Origin of the sequence: Legionella shakespearei DSM 23087 (assembly GCF_000373765.1) — a bacterium.
Classification (GTDB): domain Bacteria; phylum Pseudomonadota; class Gammaproteobacteria; order Legionellales; family Legionellaceae; genus Legionella; species Legionella shakespearei.
Genome location: NZ_KB892413.1, coordinates 1 through 19235, shown reverse-complemented (window position 1 = coordinate 19235; position 19235 = coordinate 1). Strand labels below are relative to the sequence as shown.

The following is a 19235-nucleotide window of genomic DNA, read 5'->3' as shown; positions in this document are numbered from 1 at the left end:
GTCATTACCTATACGGCGACCTTAAGTCATGCTGCCCAAACTCCGGTGACCGTCACCTTATCCAATGGGGAAACGATTACCATTGCCGCCGGTGCCACGAGCGGTACCGTCGATGTGGCCGCCCCTGGCGACGATCCCTACCTTGATGGCAGCACGGTCAGCGCCCACATTACCGGTGCCAGCGGGGGNAACTTTGAGGATCTGGCGGTGGATAACACTGCGGTGGATACAGTCATTACCGATACGATTGATGTCAGTTCAGTGATTTTAACTTCGAATGCCCCAGCTACAGTAGTTCAAGGTTCCACTGTGATCTATACTGCGACCGTAAGTTCTCCAGTTACTGATTCACCTTTGATAGTCGAGTTATCTAATGGCCAACAAATTATTATTGCTGTAGGTGAGACTTTTGGAAATGTAAGTTCTGTTTTAACAACTGATGCCAGTGTATCAATCCTCTCATATAGCGGAGCTAACTATGAGAGTATTTCCACTAGCGGAACAGTCGTAACAGAAGTCAATCATACACCTGTTGCTAATAATGATACTATATCAACACTGGAGGACACACCTGCTACAGGAAATGTTTTGACAAACGATACTGATTCGGACGGTGATTCTTTAAGTGTTGTGTCATTCACTGTGGCAGGGGTTTCAGGTTCGTTTAATGCTGGACAAACTGTGTTGATTGCGAATGTTGGTACATTACAAATAAATGAAAATGGTGATTATATCTTTACGCCTGTAACTGATTATAATGGTTCGGTTCCCGTAGTAACATATACAGTTACTGATGGCAGCAGTAGTAGTAGTGCCAACCTGAATATAACCGTTACGCCAGTGAATGATGGTCCTGTAGCTGTAAACGACACAGTGAATGTCGTAGTCTCTGGTGTCTTAGGCAGATTACATAGTGATTTTTATAATTATCGTGAAGGATCTGATGGGCCAAACTTATCTAGTGTGGCTATGGCTCAGAACTTTATTAATAATCATTCGCCAAATGCTTCATTTTCTTCTACCACTGTGAATTATGCTCTTAATGGTGGCAATAATTTAGGAGGTTATGTTAATAGTTCTAATGATAATTTAAAAACATGGATTGGGGCTGATGGTTCTTCTTTAGTTCGATTTGATAATTCTCCTTTATCAACAGGCGATGCTATTATTCATATGACAGGATTAGTTAACCTTGCTGCTGGTAGTTATAATTTTAGAGTTACTGCTGATGATGGTTATACTATTTTGATTGATGGAGTGGCTGTAGCTACTCGAGATTTAAATCAATCCCCCACTACAACTACTTTTGAATCTTTTAATATAGATACCTCTGGATTACACCAAATAGAAATAGTGTATTGGGATCAAGGAGGACAATACGTATTGCAAGTCGAGCTGCAAAAAGGTACCGACGGTTATCATTATTTGGGAACTTCAGATAGTAGTGGTAATGGTGTTTTTTCTTTAGATACTCTGATAGACGTATCTACTTTGTTAGCAAATGATACTGATGTGGATGACCCTCATAGTTCTTTATCTATTGTTAGTGTTGCAAACGCCAGCCATGGAATAGTGAGTCTTGATGGATTGGGGCATGTGGTTTTAAGTGTTGAGCCTGGTTATGCAGGACCAGTAACCTTCCAATACACGATACAAGATCCTCATGGTGCTCAATCAACTGCCACAGTTACTGTCAATGTAGAGCAACTCACGGTATCTATTGCGGTGTCTCCTGCAGGTGTATTGGAGGATGGATCTGATAATTTGGTGTACACTGTGACCTTATCTCATCCTTCTGCTTTTGATACGACAGTGAACTACCAGCTTAGTGGTACTGCAACTAATGGCACAGATTATACAGGCTCTGCTGTGACGGGTAGTGTGATTGTCCCTGCAGGACAGTTAACGGGTACTTTTACGATTGATCCTACAGCTGATAATTTATTAGAAGCAAATGAAACAGTCATCGCCACAATAACGAGTGCCGTCAGTAATTCTGTAGCCTTGATTACTGCAGGTGACCCTGCAATTGGTACGATAATCAATGACGATACGGCAAACGCTGTTTTATCCGTAACAACCCATGGTGCTGAGGGTGGTTCAAATATTGTGTACACGGTGACCTTGTCAAAAGTGAATAATACGGGCGCCCCAATTACTTTTGATATAGCCACGACAGGAGGAACTGCCACCAGCGGTTCGGATTACACGGCCATTCCTGCGGGTGCAAAAATTACTGTGGCCAATGGGTCATCCACAGGTACTTACACTTTGCCTGTGACGAACGATACCTTACCAGAGGCAACTGAAACAGTACAGGCAACGATTAGTAATTCAAGTAATGCTTCTGTATCAATTGGCACGGCTTCTGCTACTGCCAACATTACCGATAATGATTTTGCGCCAGCATTGTCTCTTCCTAATGTAATAAATATTGTAAACCCAGGATCCACTTCTATATTTACTGGAGCAGGTTTAGGAACTCCTAATGGTACTGATCAAGGTGCTGGTGTGTCACAATCTAATCTGGAAACGGAACTTTCATTAACTTCTGGAAGGTTGGATCTATTTGACCCGCCAAGCCATGGTTCTGGTTCTAATGCGTATAATGATCCAGGCAATGTAAATGCAATTGATGGTAAATTAACTAATTCTAATTACAGTTTACAGAGTGGTGACACAATTTCATTTAATTGGTCCTTTATTAATGGTGAAGATTCACGTGCTGAAATAAATGATGGTTTCAATGATTTGGCTGTATTGGTTGTAACCCAACCTGATGGAACAAAGGTATTAGTTCAAATTTCTTCCTCAGAGCAAGCTGAGGCATTGAAAACAGTAAGTGGCATTTATAATTTTTCTGCTACTCAAACAGGTAATTACCAATTTTCGTGGTTAGTTTTAAATGGTGGTGACGCCAATAAAGATTCTCGTGTTAATATTACTGCCACTAGAGTGTTTAGAGGATCTACAGAATACGGTGATCCTTTTGCTTTAACAATTAATGCTGCCTTGAAAGTTACTGATGGTTCAGAAACATTAAAGGTTAGAATATCAGGTGTACCTACTGTGGGTGCGACTTTTTCAGCTGGTACTAACCTTGGTGGTGGTGTATGGGAATTTACTACTGCTGAGTTAGTTGGATTAATTTACTATCCCCCAACCACATTTACCAGCGGCAGTATCGATTTGACAGTTACAGCTATTGCTACTGAAACATCAACAGGAACAACTGCCAGTACATCGCAAACGCTGACTTTAAGTGTTGATCATACAACAAATACTATTTCTAGCGGTACGGAAGGAGGAGATTCCATAACTGGTACTGCTAATAACGATCTAATTCATGGTTATGCTGGAAATGATACGATTAATGCTGGAGGTGGCAATGATCTGATATATGGTGGCGCCGGGAATGACACAATAAATGGTCAAGGAGGAAATGATACCATATATGGTGGTATAGGAAATGATATTATTTCTGGTGGTGATGGCAATGATCTGCTCTTCGGTGAAGCGGGTGATGACACTTTAAATGGTAACGCTGGTAATGACATATTGTATGGTGGTGCTGGTAATGATATTTTGAATGGAGGCCTTGGTAATGACTTCCTGAGCGGCGGTAAGGGCAATGATACTCTGACTGGCGGCGGCGGAATTGACACCTTCATCTGGATGCAGGGAGATGGGGGTACTGTTGCCAGTAAAGCTGTTGATACTATTACTGATTTTAAAGCGAATCCAGTTGGAACCTCTGCTGATGCCAGTGTGTTGAATTTATCTGATTTATTATCTGGAGAACATGCTGATACTTTGGATAGTTATTTGAGTATCAGCAAAACAGGATCAGACACAACAATCAGTATCGATCCTACTGGTCATTTAAATCCTAATAATATTGCTGGAACTGCAACACAAACAATTGTATTGCAAGGTGTGGATTTGACAGCGGTATTCTCCACTACAAATTCGCACGATATTATTAATCATTTGATTGCTAATGGTAATTTGATTACTGATCATTAAGCGATACTTCTCTGTCCCGCGGCTTATGTCCGCGGGATCCTGACTTAGGCGTAGCCTTGATGCAGCGATAGCGAAATCAAGGTTTCCATGCGGGTTAAAAACCATAAGAAAACCTTGATTTCGCTATCGCTGCATCAAGGCTACACACTTGAAATTGTGTGTATGGTGTGTATAATTAAGAATATGAAAAGCGCAGAAATAATAAAAATAATTGAACGCGATGGTTGGGTGCAATGTCACCAAAAGGGAAGTCATTGTCAATTTAAACACCCTACCAAAAAAGGAAGGGTGACAGTGCCTCATCCTAAAAAAGATTTACCAATAAAAACGGTGACCAGTATCTTGAAACAGGCTGGAGTTAATAAGGAGGATATAAAATGAGATATCCAGTAGTAATACATAAAGATGAGCTTAGTGATTTCGGTGTGAGTGTTCCAGATATTCCTGGCTGTTATTCCGCTGGTAACACTTATGATGAAGCATTAACTAACTCAATTGAGGCTATTGAATGCCATTTAGAAGGATTATTAATGGATAATGAGTCTCTCCCGGTAGGTACAACAATTGATCGATGGATTAATGACGAAGAGTTTCAAGGTGGCGTTTGGGCATTTATTGACATTGATTTAAGCCAAATATCAGGTAAGGCAAAACGCATTAATATTACCATGCCAGAGCGTGTTTTAAGTCTTATCGATCTGTATGCCAAAAATCATGCAATAAAAAATCGTTCTTCTTTTTTAGCAGATGCAGCGCTTAGCTATATGGAAACTCATAAATAATATATATGGATTAGCAAGTTAGACGAAGTCATAATAGAGGATATTAGCCTATTAATATCTCTGTTTGATGGATTAATGAAGAAGAGTTTCAAGGTGGTGTTCAGGTATTTATTGACATTAAATAAAATATTCTCGCCCCACTTTTTTTCCTGCTATATACTCCACGTACACGAATCCTTCGGAGTTGTTATGTCTCAACCTTATATTCTGGTTTTATATTATTCACGGACTGGTTCAACAGCGCAGTTGGCGCAGTATATTGCCCGTGGTGTTGAGGGTGTTTCCGGGATTGAGGCGCGTTTACGTACGGTTCCTCCGGTTTCTACTACCTGTGAAGCGGTTGATAAAGCGGTTCCTGATAGTGGGGCGCCTTATGTGACTCTTGATGATTTGCGCGATTGCCATGGTTTGGCTTTGGGTAGTCCTACCCGCTTTGGTAATATGGCGGCTCCGTTAAAATATTTTCTGGATGGCACTTCAGCTTTATGGTTAGCTGGTGATTTGGTTAATAAACCCGCCTGTGTCTTTTCCTCTTCAGCTAGTATGCATGGCGGTCAGGAAAGCACGTTAATCTCTATGATGTTGCCTTTGTTGCATCATGGCATGGTTTTATTGGGAGTGCCTTATACTGAGCCTGCGTTAAATAATACGGTTACTGGGGGTACTCCTTACGGTGTGACTCATGTTTCAGGAGTAGCCAATGATCATCCGGTGAGTCAGGATGAAATGATGCTGGCCAGGCATATGGGCGAGCGCTTGGGTCGCGTTGCTTTGCAGTTGCAACTACCTCTGCCGTCCCGCGGCTTGTCCGCGGGATCCAGGGATCTACGTTCGGAGTGACATTTCTGGATCCCGCGGACAAGCCGCGGGACGGCGGAAAATGGCCCAACCTACAATAAAATTGTGTAGAAGAGAGTTTGTTATATGAAAGTCATCAGTTTTAATGCTAATGGAATACGCGCTTCGGCACGTAACGGGTTTTATGAATGGCTGGCAGCGCAGGATGCCGATTTTGTCTGTATTCAGGAAACCAAGGTGCAGACCCATCAGTTGCTTCCTGAAGAGCTGTATTATCCGCGTGATTATTTCTGCGATTATTATGATGCACAGAAAAAAGGGTACAGTGGGGTTGCGATTTATGCCCGGCATAAACCAGTGCGTGTAGTAAAAGGTATGGGCTTTGATTATTGCGATAATGAAGGACGTTACATTCAGTTTGATTATCCCAAATTAAGTGTCATTTCGCTTTATTTACCTTCGGGCACCAGTGGCGATGGCCGTCAGGATGTGAAATACCAGTTTCTGGAACAATTTGCCAGGCACTTGATTAATTTAAAAAATGAAGGCCGTGAGTTAATTATTTGTGGTGACTATAATATTGCCCATAAAAAAATAGATTTGAAGAATTGGAAGGGCAATCAGAAAAATTCCGGTTTTTTACCCGAAGAACGTGCCTGGATGGATGAGTTATTTGGTTCCATGGGTTTTGTTGATGCCTTTCGCGTTCACAATCAGGAAGAAGAGCAATACACCTGGTGGTCTTACCGCAGCCGTGCCTGGGAAAAAAACGTCGGGTGGAGAATAGACTATCAGGTAGTCACTCCCGGCTTGACTGAGCATGTAGTCAATAGCCGCATTTTCCGCGAAGCACGGTTGTCTGATCATGCGCCATTATTGATTGAATACAAAGGGGAATGGTGTGCTTAAACTTGCGAGTTGGAATGTTAATTCCCTGAAGGTCAGGCTGGAACAGGTTTTGGAATGGATGGAAGCGTCTGGCATTGATGTGCTTGCCATGCAGGAAACCAAGTCTGTTGATGAAAATTTTCCCGCTGCCGCGTTTATTGACAGGGGATATCATGTCGTATTTGCCGGGCAGAAAACTTATAACGGGGTGGCAATAGTCAGCCGTCATCCTGTGTCTGACGTTGTGACGGATATACCCGAGCTGGACGATCCGCAACGTCGTATCCTGGCGGTTACTGTGGCTGGAATGCGATTAATTAATCTTTATGTTCCTAATGGTTCAGAGCTTACTTCGGATAAATATCAATACAAGCTGGATTGGTTGCAGAAAGTGACGGCTTATATTGAGTTGCAACTCAGTTTGCACCCTAAAGTGGCGGTTGTGGGTGATTTTAATATTGCACCGGAAGACCGGGATGTTCATGATCCGATTGAATGGGAGGGGTGTGTTTTGGTGAGCCCGCCTGAACGTCAGGCCTTTGCCTCCATTTTAAGTTTGGGCTTGCATGACAGTTTCAGAAGCTTTGAACAGGAGGAAAATCTGTTCAGCTGGTGGGATTATCGCGCCGCAGGCTTCAGGCGGAACAGGGGGTTGCGTATTGATCATGTGTTGTTGAGTGATGAATTGAATAAAGTTTGCCGTCAATCAAAGATAGATAAAGAACCGAGAAAGGTTGAACGGCCTTCGGATCATGCACCGGTTTGGGTTGAGCTGGATTTTTGATTAAGGTTGTAGCCCGGTCTGCTCGCAGCCGGGATCGGTTTTCAATCGAGCATCTCATCCCGGCTGCAAGCAGACCGGGCTACGGGATTGTGCCATTCCCGGAACCACGTCGTCCTGAGCGCGTCTTTTTGCGCGAAGGATCTCCCGAAGACGGCATGGTGCCAATATTTGGAGATCCTTCGCGCAAAAAGACGCGCTCAGGACGACGTGATTTCTAGGTAGAGAGCTTCTGGGGGATGACGGATTGTGTCATTTTGTGTATCCTGCGCAAAGAATAACGAAATGAATTTGGATTTTGAGAAAAAATTGATTTATATTTTCATTTCTGCTATTGTTTTGCGTCATTTGTGTAGAGTATGGTGCCTGGCAACAGTTCGGGTGGCGATATTCGTTTAGAACTTTAAGAGAGTGGTATTATGAAAGCATCTGTTCATCCTGAATATACAACAGTAAAAGTTACTTGCAGTTGTGGTGAAGTATTTGAGACTCGGTCTACCTTATGTAAAGATTTAAACATTGAGGTATGTTCTTTATGCCATCCTTTCTATACTGGCAAGCAAAAGCTGGTAGATACTGGTGGTCGAGTTCAGAAATTCCGTGATCGCTATAACATGCGTTCTGCGGCTGCAGCTAAAGACAGCGCAGCAAAAGAATAAGTATAATAAAACCGGAACTATTTGTTTTTATAGAAAAGGCACAAGCATATTGTGCCTTTTTTCTGTAAATGACCCAAGTATGTTGATAGAGTCATGAACTAGAAGGTGGCACTTTGGATAAAGATGTATTAAAACAGCGTGCGTTGGACTACCATGAGTTTCCCTCTCCAGGAAAACTCTGCGTTCACATTACAAAACCTACTAATTCACAGGATGACCTGTCTCTGGCCTATACTCCAGGCGTAGCTGAGCCCGTTTTGGCTATTGCTGAAAAACCCGAAGATGCTTATCGATACACCAACAAGGGTAATCTTGTTGCTGTAATTACTAATGGTACAGCCGTATTGGGTCTGGGCAACACCGGTCCACTGGCCAGTAAACCAGTCATGGAAGGTAAGGCCGTTTTATTCAAACGCTTTGCCGATTTGGATGTATTTGATATCGAAATCGATGCAGATGATCCTCAGGCTTTCATTGCGACCACAAAGCGAATTTCCCCAACTTTTGGCGGCATTAATCTCGAAGACATAAAAGCCCCTGAATGTTTTGAAATAGAGCAGGCACTGATTGAGCAATTAAATATTCCCGTGTTTCATGATGATCAGCACGGTACTGCAATAGTTGTTGCTGCCGGGCTGTTAAATGCTCTTGAATTACAACAAAAGAACCTGGCCGACACCAAAATTGTCTGTATCGGTGCCGGCGCTGCCGGAATTGCTTCCATGCGCCTGCTGGTTGCTTTGGGTGCTAATAAAGAAAATATGTTACTTCTTGACACCAAAGGGGTGATCCATTCAGGAAGAACTGATTTAAATGCGTATAAATTTGCCTTTGCGCGTACTACGGAACATCGCACTTTAGCAGATGCTTTGGTTGATGCTGATGTGTTTATTGGTGTTGCCAAACCTGATTTATTAAATGCAGATTTGTTGAAATTAATGGCACCAAATCCAGTCATTTTTGCTTTATCTAATCCTGATCCTGAAATAACGCCAGAGCACGCCCATGAAGTTCGTGATGATCTGGTTATAGCCACTGGCCGCAGTGACTATCCTAATCAGGTAAATAATGTTTTGTGTTTCCCTTATATTTTCCGTGGTGCGTTAGATGTACGCGCTCAATGTATCAATCAAGCTATGCAAATTGCAGCCGTTGAAGCCATTCGTCAACTGGTGCATGAAGCTGTTCCTCAGGTAGTCAAGGATAATTACCCAGGTGTTACTAATTGGGAATTTGGTCCTCACTACATCATTCCCAAGCCTATCGATCCTCGATTGAAAGAGAGGGTCCCTGCTGCTGTTGCGCGTGCTGCAATAGACAGTGGTGTAAGTCAAATAAATAATTTAAAGTAAAAAGAGTCGTGGGATACTTCTATGTAATAGAAGTGCGTACTCTTGCTTAACCCATCGTTAAGGAGATAACTTTGCATTTTGAAAACCGACGAGATTACTCAATTATTGGATGGCTAATTTGTGGACTTGGTGCCATATTTTATAGCTATGAATATCTATTACGAATAGCACCTAGTGTTATGGAGAACGCACTGCGCGGCCATTTTAACTTGTCCGCATCAGGGTTTGGTTTTCTGTCTTCCGTTTATTATTTAGCCTATGTTCCGATGCAACTCCCTGTCGGGGTAATGCTGGATCGCTACGGCCCCAAAAGATTACTTACCTTCGCGTGTATGGTTTGCGTGATTGGAACTTTTCTGTTCACTGGTACCACCATATTCTGGGTTGCAGCTGTAGGGCGATTCCTGGTTGGTTTTGGTTCTGCCTTCGCCTTCGTAGGTGTTTTAAAGCTTGCCACCATCTGGTTACCTGAGGATAGGCTGGCAATGGTCTCTGGAATGACCTCTGCATTAGGTCCTATAGGTGCAATGCTGGGTGATAATTTCCTTGAAATGTTTGTTGAGCATTTGGGGTGGATCAAAACCTTAAACATGACGGCACTGTTTGGTATTGTTCTGAGTGTTGTTTTGTGGTTTGGTATTCATGATAATAAAAATGGTGCCCACAGGCAGAGTGGTACCGTTCCTAATCTTAAAAAAGGCTTGATTGATCTGGGTATTATCATACGCAACAAGCAAATCTGGGTGAATGGTATGTATGGTTGCCTGGTTTATTTGCCTACTACCGTTTTTGCAGAATTGTGGGGTATTCCTTATTTGATTCATGCCCATGGTCTGACCACTCAGGCAGCCGGGTTAGCTAATTCGTTACTTTTCCTGGGCTTTATTGTTGGTGCTCCTCTGATGGGATATATTTCAGATAAATTGCACCGCCGTAAGTTTCCCATGCTGTTTGGTGCGGGTGGGGCGGCTCTCGTTATGATGATGATTTTATATCTTCCCGGTTTAAATCAATCCAATATCCAGGCTTTAATGTTTTTATTAGGGCTTTTATACAGCGCGCAAGCCATTGTATTTGCTGTGGGCAGGGAATTGAGTCCAGGTGAGGCTGCGGGTACTGCTATGGCAGTAACCAATATGATTGTGATGCTGGGTGCAATGTTCCTGCAACCTTTGGTCGGACATTTACTGGATTTCAGTTTATCTACTCATATGGGGGCTGCAGTGGTTGATACGGCAGCGACAGTCAGTAATGTACAGAAGTTATATACAGTTGACGATTACCAATTTGCTTTATCTGTCATTCCATTAGGCATATTGATTGCGGCTATATTAACGTTCTTCTTAAAAGAAACTCACGCTCATGCAAAAAAATAATTTGATTTCAAGAAAGCAGACTATGTTCGGTATTTTAGTCTGCTTTGTCGGCGCAGTTTTTTACTGTTATGAATTTATTCTGCGAATAATCCCGGGTGCTCTGCAGGCTGAGCTGAGCACTGCTTTAGGGCATATTTCAGCGACTACATTCGGACAGATTTCAGCATTATATTATTTTGCTTACTCACCCATGCAAATGCCTGTGGGAATGCTGATGGACAGGTTTGGTCCCAGACGGCTGCTCACTTTTGCCTGTTTGTGCTGTACTCTGGGCTCCTGGATGTTTACCTTGACTTCATCTATGTTCCTTGTCGGGGCAGGACGATTTTTAGTAGGTTTTGGCTCTTCCTTTGCTTTTGTTGGCGTGTTATCACTGGCCTTGCATTGGCTGCCACGTCGCTATTTCTCTCTGGTTGCAGGTCTAATCACCACTTTAGGAATGTTGGGTCTGGTGTATGGCGAAGTGAAAATTACTGAATGGTCTATGAGTGTGGGATGGGAAAGTGTATTGCTTTTCATTGCTCTGGTTGGCTCAGGCCTCAGTGTGTTAATGTTCTTTGTAGTAAGGGATGGCCCAGAGGGCTATCAGCCTAACAAATACCCTTTACCTGAATTTTTCCATAACGTTCTTAAAGTACTCATGTCACCAGAAGTATGGTTAATAGGCTTTGTAGGGGCCTGTTTGTATACTTCTCTTTCTGTGTTTGGTGAGCTTTGGGGTAAAACCTATTTAGAGCAAGCCCATGGTTTAACCAAGGTTGAAGCAGCGAGAACGGTATCTGCAGTGTTCCTGGGATGGGCCGTTGGTGCGCCTATAGCAGGATATTTATCGGACAGCACCGGAAGAAGAGTATTGCCTTTGGTGATTGGTGCAATTTTGTCTTTGATTTGTATCAGTATTGTTTTGTATTGGCCTGGCCTTTCTTATCTTAGCCTGAATATTCTGTTGTTTTTATATGGTGTGTTTAGCGCTACAGAAATCATTGTATTTATTATGGCTAAGGAATGTAGTGGTGCTAAATTGTCGGGTACGGTATTCGCCGCAACTAATATGATAGTTACTTTGGGTGGTGTTATATTCCAACCTTTGGTAGGTAAGTTACTGGATACTTTTGGTGACAGCGGTATTGTTGGTGGAGAGCATATTTATACCGTAGTGGATTATCAGGTTGCTTTGTCTATACTGCCGATTTCCTTGCTGCTAGTGACAATTCTTGCCTTTTTTATCAAAGACAACTCTTCAATTCATTCATAATTTTAATATTCCCGGTTGCAAGCAAGCCGGGCTACACTCCTGCGTTGGCCCGGCTTGCTTGCAACAGACTCTTTCTACACAACTCCGATCTACGTCGTCCTGAGCGCGTCTTTTTGCGCGAAGGATCTCCTGAAAGTGGCATAGTGCCAGTATTTGGAGATCCTTCGCGCAAAAAGACGTGCTCAGGACGACGTGAATTGGAGGAATGGCAAAGATGTGATCAAGAGTCAGTTGCTCGCAGCCGGGATCTAGTTTTTAAAAACAGCAACCAATTCATTCACCGGCTGACGTAAGTCACCCTGGCAGTTAATCATGCGTGATACTCGAAAGCTTTTAATTTCAGCGCCATGATAATGTTGGCGTGTAAACTCCGTATCATGATTGGAAATAATAACAGGAATCCCCTTGGCAGCCGTTTCTCTTGCTAATTCTGCCAGTTCAATTTGATCTTCTTCAGAAAATTTCTTTTGGGTATAAGGCAATGGTTTTGTCTTTTCCTCAAGCGGAACATAAGGTGGATCGCAATAAATGACATCACCCTTTTCTGCCAAAGCAAAAGTTTGCCTGAAGTCATTTTGGATAAATTCAGCCTGATGGCTTTTTTGATGAAACAAGAGCATTTCCTGGCGGGGGAAATAGGGTTTTGTATAGAGTCCAAAAGGAACGTTGTATATTCCCTTGGAATTGTAACGGCACAAGCCATTATACCCGTGTCTGTTCAGATAAAGAAAAACGGCGGATTTCTTCTTGCTCTTTTTTAGCTGATTGAAGTCGCTGCGTAATTCATAATATTTCTCTTTGCAATTTACTTCAGGATGAAAATACTGATGGCAATAATTGATGAAGGCTTCACCCATATTTTTGAGGTTAGTGAAGATATGGATTAAATCAGGGTTGCTTTCAGCCAGGAGATAAGAAGAATAATCAGTATTCATGAAAATAACGCCAGAGCCAGTAAAGGGTTCAATCAGGCGACGACCTTGAGGCAGAGACAACAGGATCTGATCCAGACAATTGTATTTACTTCCTGCCCATTTTAGAAAAGGTCTGATTTTAGTCATGAAACATAGTATTATTTATTTTATGGAAGTATCTCTTATTTTCAGCAGAAAGAACAGATATCGCTTCAGATTGCCTCGAACGCGCAGTGTGTGGCCCAGTCTGCTTGCAGCCGGGAACTGACGCTCGCACACATCTTTGCCATTGCCCGATCCACGTCGTCCTGAGCGCGTCTTTTGGCGCGAAGGATCTCCTGAAATTGGCATGGTACCAGCATTTGGAGATCCTTCGCGCCAAAAGACGCGCTCAGGACGACGTGAATCGGGCTACGCATCAGAGGCTTTAGGAGGCAGAATGGCGACCCCTATTATAATGGGTGCGTTATCTGAAGAACGGTAAAAAGTATAATCAGGCAAGCGCTTTAGTTCTGGAAAGCGGCTCCATACCGACTCAGGAATAAAAGCAAAATGTTTACTGTCCTCATCCCATGCATAATTTTGTCCTTCATCCCAGACAAAAATACCGCCACGTGTTCGTAAATCCTCTTCATTGATCCAGGGACTGATCGCCTGGCTCCAGCTTAAATAGGGTAGAGGTTTATCCGATAAATAAGGAGTAATCAAAGCAACAAGATAGTTAGAGCCAGCAATATAAGGCAGGGGCGCTTTATATCGCTCCTGCCATAATTGAGCCAGGCTTAATGCAATTTTCTGATTAGGGAGAAAAGCATCGCTGGTGGGTCTTGGGTACACGCTTAAGGTCACCATGCGAATGCCAAACAATAAAGAACTGAACAGGATTAAGGTAATTGCAAAGTAAGTCAGTGATTCCTTGGTGAAAACCGGTTTCAAGCAGGCTATAACAATAATTCCCAAAGCAAAAAAGTAGGGAGTTGCCCAGCGCGGAGGAAAGTAATCGCCAGAAAGGAAGCACAGTAAAAGAGAAAGCAAAACAGGGCCTAGTCCGACAGCGATAAGGAAATGCCAGGAAAAGTGATCCAGGCGCAACTGTTTGTTCTTATTCTTCGTGTCATAAAATGGCCACAATAAAATAAATAGGCCTATGACTTGAATAATATTATTAATGAAGAAGCGTACAGGATAGAGTACATGGTTCCATATCGATTTATTTTGCGTGTATTCAGAAGATACTTTTTCTGCGTAGGTCAGAGTAATAAAGTCATGTTGATATAACCAGACAAGATGAGGGCTGATTAAGGCTATAAAAAGAAGCAAAGCCCAATACATGCCGGGTTTGTAAAAGCTCTTGCGCGCTGTGTTATCTAACAGGCATAACAGGAACATAGGTAAAAGCAGGATCGCAACCTGATACTTGGTACAGACGCATAAGGCCGCAAATAAGGCTGTGTAAAGCCAATTTCTTATTTTTTGGGTAACCAGTGCCTGATAAAAAAACAAGCCAAGCAAAGCCCATAAAGGGGATTGCAGGGTATCAGGAGTAAAGTTAAATGAATTGATATTATAGAAAAACACACCTTCCAGCACTAAAGTTGCTATAAGGGCATGCATGGCCGGAAGCACTTGCTTCGCTAACTGCCAAACGGCTATAAACGTAGCGGAGACTGCCAATTGAGCCAGGAGATAAACAGGCCAGCCAACAGTCCCAAATAACTGGGTAACACCGGCACAAAGCCAGGCGGTTAAGAAGGGGTGTTTGTTATAGCCTAGTTGCCATTGCAACCCCCAGGTGATTCCTTCCAGAGTATCATGTGGAAGCGTGGGGCGTATTAATGCAGGCCCTAATGTCCACAGCAATGTATGAAGAATGACAAACAGCCAGAAATAGCAATTGATTTTTTTAAGGTTATTAAACGTACCAGACTGGGTTTCTTGCATTTGAATTTCAGTATCACTGTGAATGGATTATGTTTACACAGCAGATTATGAGCCAAATTGCTTCATTACACAAGAAATAAGCGGTTATAACTGCCTGTAGCCTCATCCTTGGCAAGGTCTTGTAGCCCGGTCTGCTTGCAGCCGGGAATGGAAACTTGGTTAGAACTTAGTTTGTGTAACGATGGTCAGTTCCCGGCTGCAAGCAGACCGGGCTACAAAAATATCTTAAGTCCGAATTAAATCCAGTTGGGTTTGCTGCTATGCATTGCATGCGCATTATGGTTTGTTTTTATTGTTTATTCACTAAAATATTTGTTGTAAATAGCTGTATAAGTGCCATCCGATTCGATATTAACAAGCGCTGAGTTAATTTGGCTGATTAAATTGGCATTCTTTTTCAGGGTAAAAATACCATAACCATCACCAGCGGGGATTTTATCGCCAACAAAAATACTGTCGCCAATAATGTTATTATTTACCACATAAGTGGCTATGCTGTGATCCATAATGATCGCATCTACAGATTTATTCGCCAGTGCAGAAACCAAATCACTGATGTTGTCATAGACAATAACATCACTGTAATCCTTTTTGTTTGCTTCAACTAAGGGCAAAAATAAAGAGATTTTCAGGACGCCAATCTTTTTATTTTTAAGATCAGCGCTGGTGTTGATGCCATTACTTTTCAAAGTAACGAATTGGCCGTTACTCGGCAGGTAGGGCAGGCTGAAAATATAATTGCCATTATTGCCAAAGTTAAGGGGGGTAGGGGTGAATACAATGTCCACCTTGCCTTGTTCCAGTACTTCTTGTTGATTGGTAAACAGCAGCGGTTTATAAGTGCATTGAATGTTAATTCTTTTACAAATGGCATTCATTAAATCAATGCTAAATCCGTAATAATTCGTTTTATCGCCAGACAGGGATGAGAAAGGAGGGGCAAATTCCAAAACGCCGACAATCACCGGATTGCAGTAGATTTGGGTGTTAAATAAAAGGGCGATAATAAAAAGAATTTTTTTCATAGGTTAAGTCCTTTTACCCTTCAGATAAATACTCTAATTCATAATGGCAATAATCAGCAATCCTACAGCAATAAATCCTATGATGGACAGGCTGGTATTACCTCCGGGTACCAGATGGCCTTCATTGGGAGCCATTATGCAGGTTTGTCTGCCTCTCCAGGCCATGACTGCGGGAAGCAGCAGTAATAAAATGACACAACATATTCCGGCATAGCTTAAGGCATTCAGGTAAATACCAGGATTAATCAGCACCACAGCCAGTGGGGGCAGAAAAGTCAGAGCTAAGGTGTATTTTCCCTGGCTCCCTGATTTTTTAAGTTTAAGTCCATCAGCCAGAAAATCAAATAAGCCTAAAGAAACACCCAGGAATGCAGTGACCATACAGATAGAGGTAAAAAAGCCAAAAAATCCGCTAATCCATTGGCTTTGTACTGATTGGTTAAGCGCTTCCGTCAGGCCGCTGGTTGCGTGGTCGGAACTCATTAAGGCCATTAAACCATTGTCACCTTCGCGGGCTACTACGCCCATAATGACGGCATCCCATACGATATAGCAAAACAGGGGGATCAGCGAGCCGAACAAAATCACTTTTCTCAAGGTATGAATATCATCTTCAAAATAATCGCGTAAGCTGGGAACAATCGATGCGAAACCAAAGGAGGTAATCAATATCATCAGTGTTCCGGTGAACGCTCTTGCAGTTCCGCCTGTAAGGCCTATAGGAGATACATGCGGGCTGATTATAGCAACCAGTAAAATATAAACACCCAATTTACCAAACATTAAACCACGGTTTACATAATCCACAGAGCGTATGCCTTTATAAACAACCAGGCTGAACAAGGCAGTAAAAATGATTGAAGTCAGCCAATTAGGGAGGTCAATATGGATTTTGTGCAACAAGCTGCTAAATACATCACTCCCACCGGAAATATATGCTGCAAGGAGGGTATACAAGAGGAACAGATAAGTGATCCATGCAATGATTTGCCCAGGTAAACCAAGGGTTGATTTGGCCATTGAAATCATATTACTGCCTGCGGGTAGGCGCATATTTACTTCAAGTACCAGCAAGGCACCCGCTGTCATAACCATCCAGCAGAAGAAAAGGAAAAAAATCGAATTGGTAAAACCTACTTCAGCAGTTGAAACAGGTAATGCAAGCATTCCTCCTCCGATGGAGGTTCCCACAATAAGTAATATTCCGCCGATTAGTTTTGAATTTAGCACGTAATAATAATCCAAAATAGTACAAATATAGAGCAATATGTTACTTTGTATTGCAAAAAAAGTCAATCATTTTTAAATAGAATGGTATTCAAAATAGTGACCATCCTGCTTTATCAAGAGACTGACTTACCTTAAAAATCAAGCCAGCAAGTTCCATACTTCATTTATCAGTAAAAGAATGGAAACACTAATCACAGCAAACTGGGATAATTTTCCACCTGGAACAGTAAAAGCAGATTGATAATGCTTTCTGCCAAAATAACACATTAATGCGGGTAAAAGTAGTAATAATATAATGCAAAAAATACCGGCATAATTTAAGGCACGAATGTATGCGCCAGGGTAGTAGATAACAATCAGCAGGGGCGGTATAAAGGTTAACAGGAATAATCCAAATCCGTGTCCGCCGTATTCGCGTAACTTTAAACCATCCGCAAGAAAGCTGTACAAACACAAGGAAACTCCCAAAAATGCCGTGAGCATGCAAATAGAGGTGAAGAAATTAAATAAGGCACTGATGGTGGTATTTTGCACTTTGTCAGACAATAAACTGGCTAAAGCACTGGTCGTGCGTGGGTTATTCATTAAACTTGCCAGGCCTTGATTTCCTTCTGATGGAAGAGAACCAATAATGACAGCATCCCAGGCCAGATAACAGAACAGAGGAATAAGGGATCCGATAAAAATCACTTTTTTCAGTGTTTTAATGTCATCGTTAAAATATTCCCTTAAATTAGGGACAATGATGGCAAAGCCGAAAGAGGTGATCAATATCATAATGGAACCGGCCATGTAGCGCATGTCGCCATGTTGAAAGTGTTGGAGTTCAATGTGCGGGGCAATAAGCACGACCAGTAAAAAATACACGGCCAATTTACCAAACATTAATGCGCGATTGGCAAAATCGACGTAATGAATGCCGCCATAGACTATGAGACCAAAAAGCAGGGTAAATAAAGAGCTTGCCTGCCATTCATTAAGGTGCAGTCCCGTTTTAAACAATAAGCTGTTCAACACATCAGCGCCGCCAGAGATATAGGCAGAGAGCAGGGTATATAAGAGAAACAGATAACTTATCCAGGCAGCCAGAAGCCCATAGTTGCCTAAGGTAGCGGCTGCCATGGAAACCATATGTTTACCGCTGGGTAAATACAGGTTAGCCTCAAGGATGAAAAAGGCTCCGGCCGTCATAAAAGCCCAGCAGAAGAAAAGGAACAGGGAAGATTGCCAGAAACCTGTTGCCGCATTGGCCACAGGCAAGGCCAGCATGCCGCCGCCTATAGAAGTACCAACAATTAATAAAACTCCACCTACAAACCTTGAACTCATTCGTTAGCCTTACTTTACATACACTTGAGGTTTAGCCTGAGCTACCAGCCCATTAAACCATTGAATTTCAATGCGCCTGTTTTGCGCGCTGCCATGAATCAATGCGTTATCAGAAACAGCATTTTTATCACCATAACCTTCTGCTTTTAATCTGATGGCGCGAATGTCATGAGCCCAAAGATAGGTAAGCATGGTTTCTGCCTGTGCTTGTGAGAGCATTTTTTTGTGGTGGCGTGAGCCAACGTTATCGGTAAAGCCAGCAACGTAGATGGGGCTTCTGGGATAAATTTTCAGCAATCTAATGATATTGTTTAATCCGGGATAGCATACTTCGTTGAGTCGTGGGCTGTTAAACATATAATATTTATCCGTAGGGACGATCAGAGTCATGGTATCGCCATATTCTACAAATTGAATATCCTGCTTTTTTAATTCTTTAACGATTTGGGTCTTGCTTTCTTTACTCAGGCCATTTGCCAGACCCAGAGAGCCGCCTACTGCTGCTCCTACAACGGAACCTGTTAATGTGCCGCCAACAATCATGCCTGCTACCGTGCCCACCCCGGCCCCCTGACCTGCTTTACGCGCTGTGCGTGGATCGGGTTTAAAATTATTATAAGGCGGATGAAAACAAGCGCCCAGCATACAGGTGATCAATCCCAGACTCAGGATTTTTGTTTTAGCGAAATTGAGTGACATGTCCACCCCATTAATCAGTGATTATCTCATTATTAAGCATCTGATTTAATTTCGCAATGCAAGAGGCAATTAAGGCTGTTGAAATTTCTAATGTTTTGGCCAGGATAGGTGGATTTTCTGCGTTCTGATAACAAAACCCACCTGGAAGCAAGCCGTTCTGGGGGCGAAGAATGCTTGGGG

At 42.5% G+C, this 19235-nt stretch carries 16 protein-coding genes; 10 read left to right on the top strand and 6 right to left on the bottom strand.

Annotated features, from left to right (window positions below; translation table 11 throughout):
• Positions 1 to 3: 3 nt before the first annotated feature.
• From B094_RS16530 to B094_RS0110785, 10 genes are all read left to right on the top strand, one after another.
• Positions 4 to 4026 carry an immunoglobulin-like domain-containing protein gene (locus B094_RS16530; RefSeq protein ID WP_428829130.1) on the top strand — a complete coding sequence of 1341 codons (4023 nt, stop codon included), beginning with the start codon at positions 4 to 6 and terminating at the stop codon, positions 4024 to 4026.
• 87 nt (positions 4027 to 4113) lie between these two features.
• Complete coding sequence (locus tag B094_RS0110825; RefSeq protein WP_018577829.1) at positions 4114 to 4407, top strand: type II toxin-antitoxin system HicA family toxin; 294 nt, start codon at positions 4114 to 4116, stop codon at positions 4405 to 4407.
• Positions 4404 to 4808 carry a type II toxin-antitoxin system HicB family antitoxin gene (locus tag B094_RS0110820; RefSeq protein WP_018577828.1) on the top strand — a complete coding sequence of 135 codons (405 nt, stop codon included), beginning with the start codon at positions 4404 to 4406 and terminating at the stop codon, positions 4806 to 4808. Before B094_RS0110825 ends, B094_RS0110820 begins: the two co-directional genes overlap by 4 nt.
• A 189-nt stretch (positions 4809 to 4997) precedes the next feature.
• Positions 4998 to 5648: an NAD(P)H:quinone oxidoreductase gene (gene wrbA, locus B094_RS0110815; protein ID WP_018577827.1), complete on the top strand. Its 651-nt coding sequence runs from the start codon at positions 4998 to 5000 to the stop codon at positions 5646 to 5648.
• Positions 5649 to 5732: 84 nt separating this feature from the next.
• Positions 5733 to 6515: an exodeoxyribonuclease III gene (locus B094_RS0110810; RefSeq protein WP_018577826.1), complete on the top strand. Its 783-nt coding sequence runs from the start codon at positions 5733 to 5735 to the stop codon at positions 6513 to 6515.
• Positions 6508 to 7278: an exodeoxyribonuclease III gene (gene xth / locus B094_RS0110805; RefSeq protein WP_018577825.1), complete on the top strand. Its 771-nt coding sequence runs from the start codon at positions 6508 to 6510 to the stop codon at positions 7276 to 7278. Before B094_RS0110810 ends, xth begins: the two co-directional genes overlap by 8 nt.
• A gap of 416 nt (positions 7279 to 7694) precedes the next feature.
• Entirely contained in the window at positions 7695 to 7934 is a 240-nt protein-coding gene (gene rpmE, locus B094_RS0110800) for a 50S ribosomal protein L31 (protein WP_018577824.1), read from the top strand.
• Positions 7935 to 8047: 113 nt separating this feature from the next.
• Positions 8048 to 9286: a malic enzyme-like NAD(P)-binding protein gene (locus B094_RS0110795; RefSeq protein ID WP_018577823.1), complete on the top strand. Its 1239-nt coding sequence runs from the start codon at positions 8048 to 8050 to the stop codon at positions 9284 to 9286.
• Between the two features lie 71 nt (positions 9287 to 9357).
• Positions 9358 to 10662 carry an MFS transporter gene (locus B094_RS0110790; RefSeq protein WP_018577822.1) on the top strand — a complete coding sequence of 435 codons (1305 nt, stop codon included), beginning with the start codon at positions 9358 to 9360 and terminating at the stop codon, positions 10660 to 10662.
• The gene (locus tag B094_RS0110785) at positions 10649 to 11917 is read left to right on the top strand and encodes an MFS transporter (protein ID WP_018577821.1); all 1269 of its coding nucleotides are present in this window, start codon (positions 10649 to 10651) and stop codon (positions 11915 to 11917) included. The genes B094_RS0110790 and B094_RS0110785 overlap by 14 nt, the downstream gene beginning before the upstream one ends.
• Before the next feature lie 248 nt (positions 11918 to 12165).
• Here the strand turns inward: B094_RS0110785 and B094_RS0110780 are convergent, their stop codons facing one another.
• From B094_RS0110780 to cmpA, 6 genes are all read right to left on the bottom strand, one after another.
• A complete protein-coding gene (locus tag B094_RS0110780) occupies positions 12166 to 12978 on the bottom strand; it encodes a Dam family site-specific DNA-(adenine-N6)-methyltransferase (RefSeq protein ID WP_018577820.1) in 813 nt (270 codons plus the stop codon).
• 264 nt (positions 12979 to 13242) lie between these two features.
• The gene (locus B094_RS0110770) at positions 13243 to 14772 is read right to left on the bottom strand and encodes a glycosyltransferase family 39 protein (RefSeq protein WP_018577818.1); all 1530 of its coding nucleotides are present in this window, start codon (positions 14770 to 14772) and stop codon (positions 13243 to 13245) included.
• 296 nt (positions 14773 to 15068) lie between these two features.
• On the bottom strand, positions 15069 to 15797 hold the full coding sequence (locus B094_RS0110765) for a transporter substrate-binding domain-containing protein (protein ID WP_018577817.1): 729 nt from the start codon (positions 15795 to 15797) through the stop codon (positions 15069 to 15071).
• 33 nt (positions 15798 to 15830) lie between these two features.
• On the bottom strand, positions 15831 to 17027 hold the full coding sequence (locus tag B094_RS0110760) for an amino acid permease (RefSeq protein WP_026253985.1): 1197 nt from the start codon (positions 17025 to 17027) through the stop codon (positions 15831 to 15833).
• 138 nt (positions 17028 to 17165) lie between these two features.
• Positions 17166 to 18356: an amino acid permease gene (locus tag B094_RS0110755; protein ID WP_018577815.1), complete on the bottom strand. Its 1191-nt coding sequence runs from the start codon at positions 18354 to 18356 to the stop codon at positions 17166 to 17168.
• 9 nt (positions 18357 to 18365) lie between these two features.
• Positions 18366 to 19055 (bottom strand): C-OmpA-like family protein CmpA, encoded by a 690-nt coding sequence (gene cmpA, locus B094_RS0110750; RefSeq protein ID WP_018577814.1) that lies wholly within the window; start codon positions 19053 to 19055, stop codon positions 18366 to 18368.
• Between the last annotated feature and the right edge of the window lie 180 nt (positions 19056 to 19235).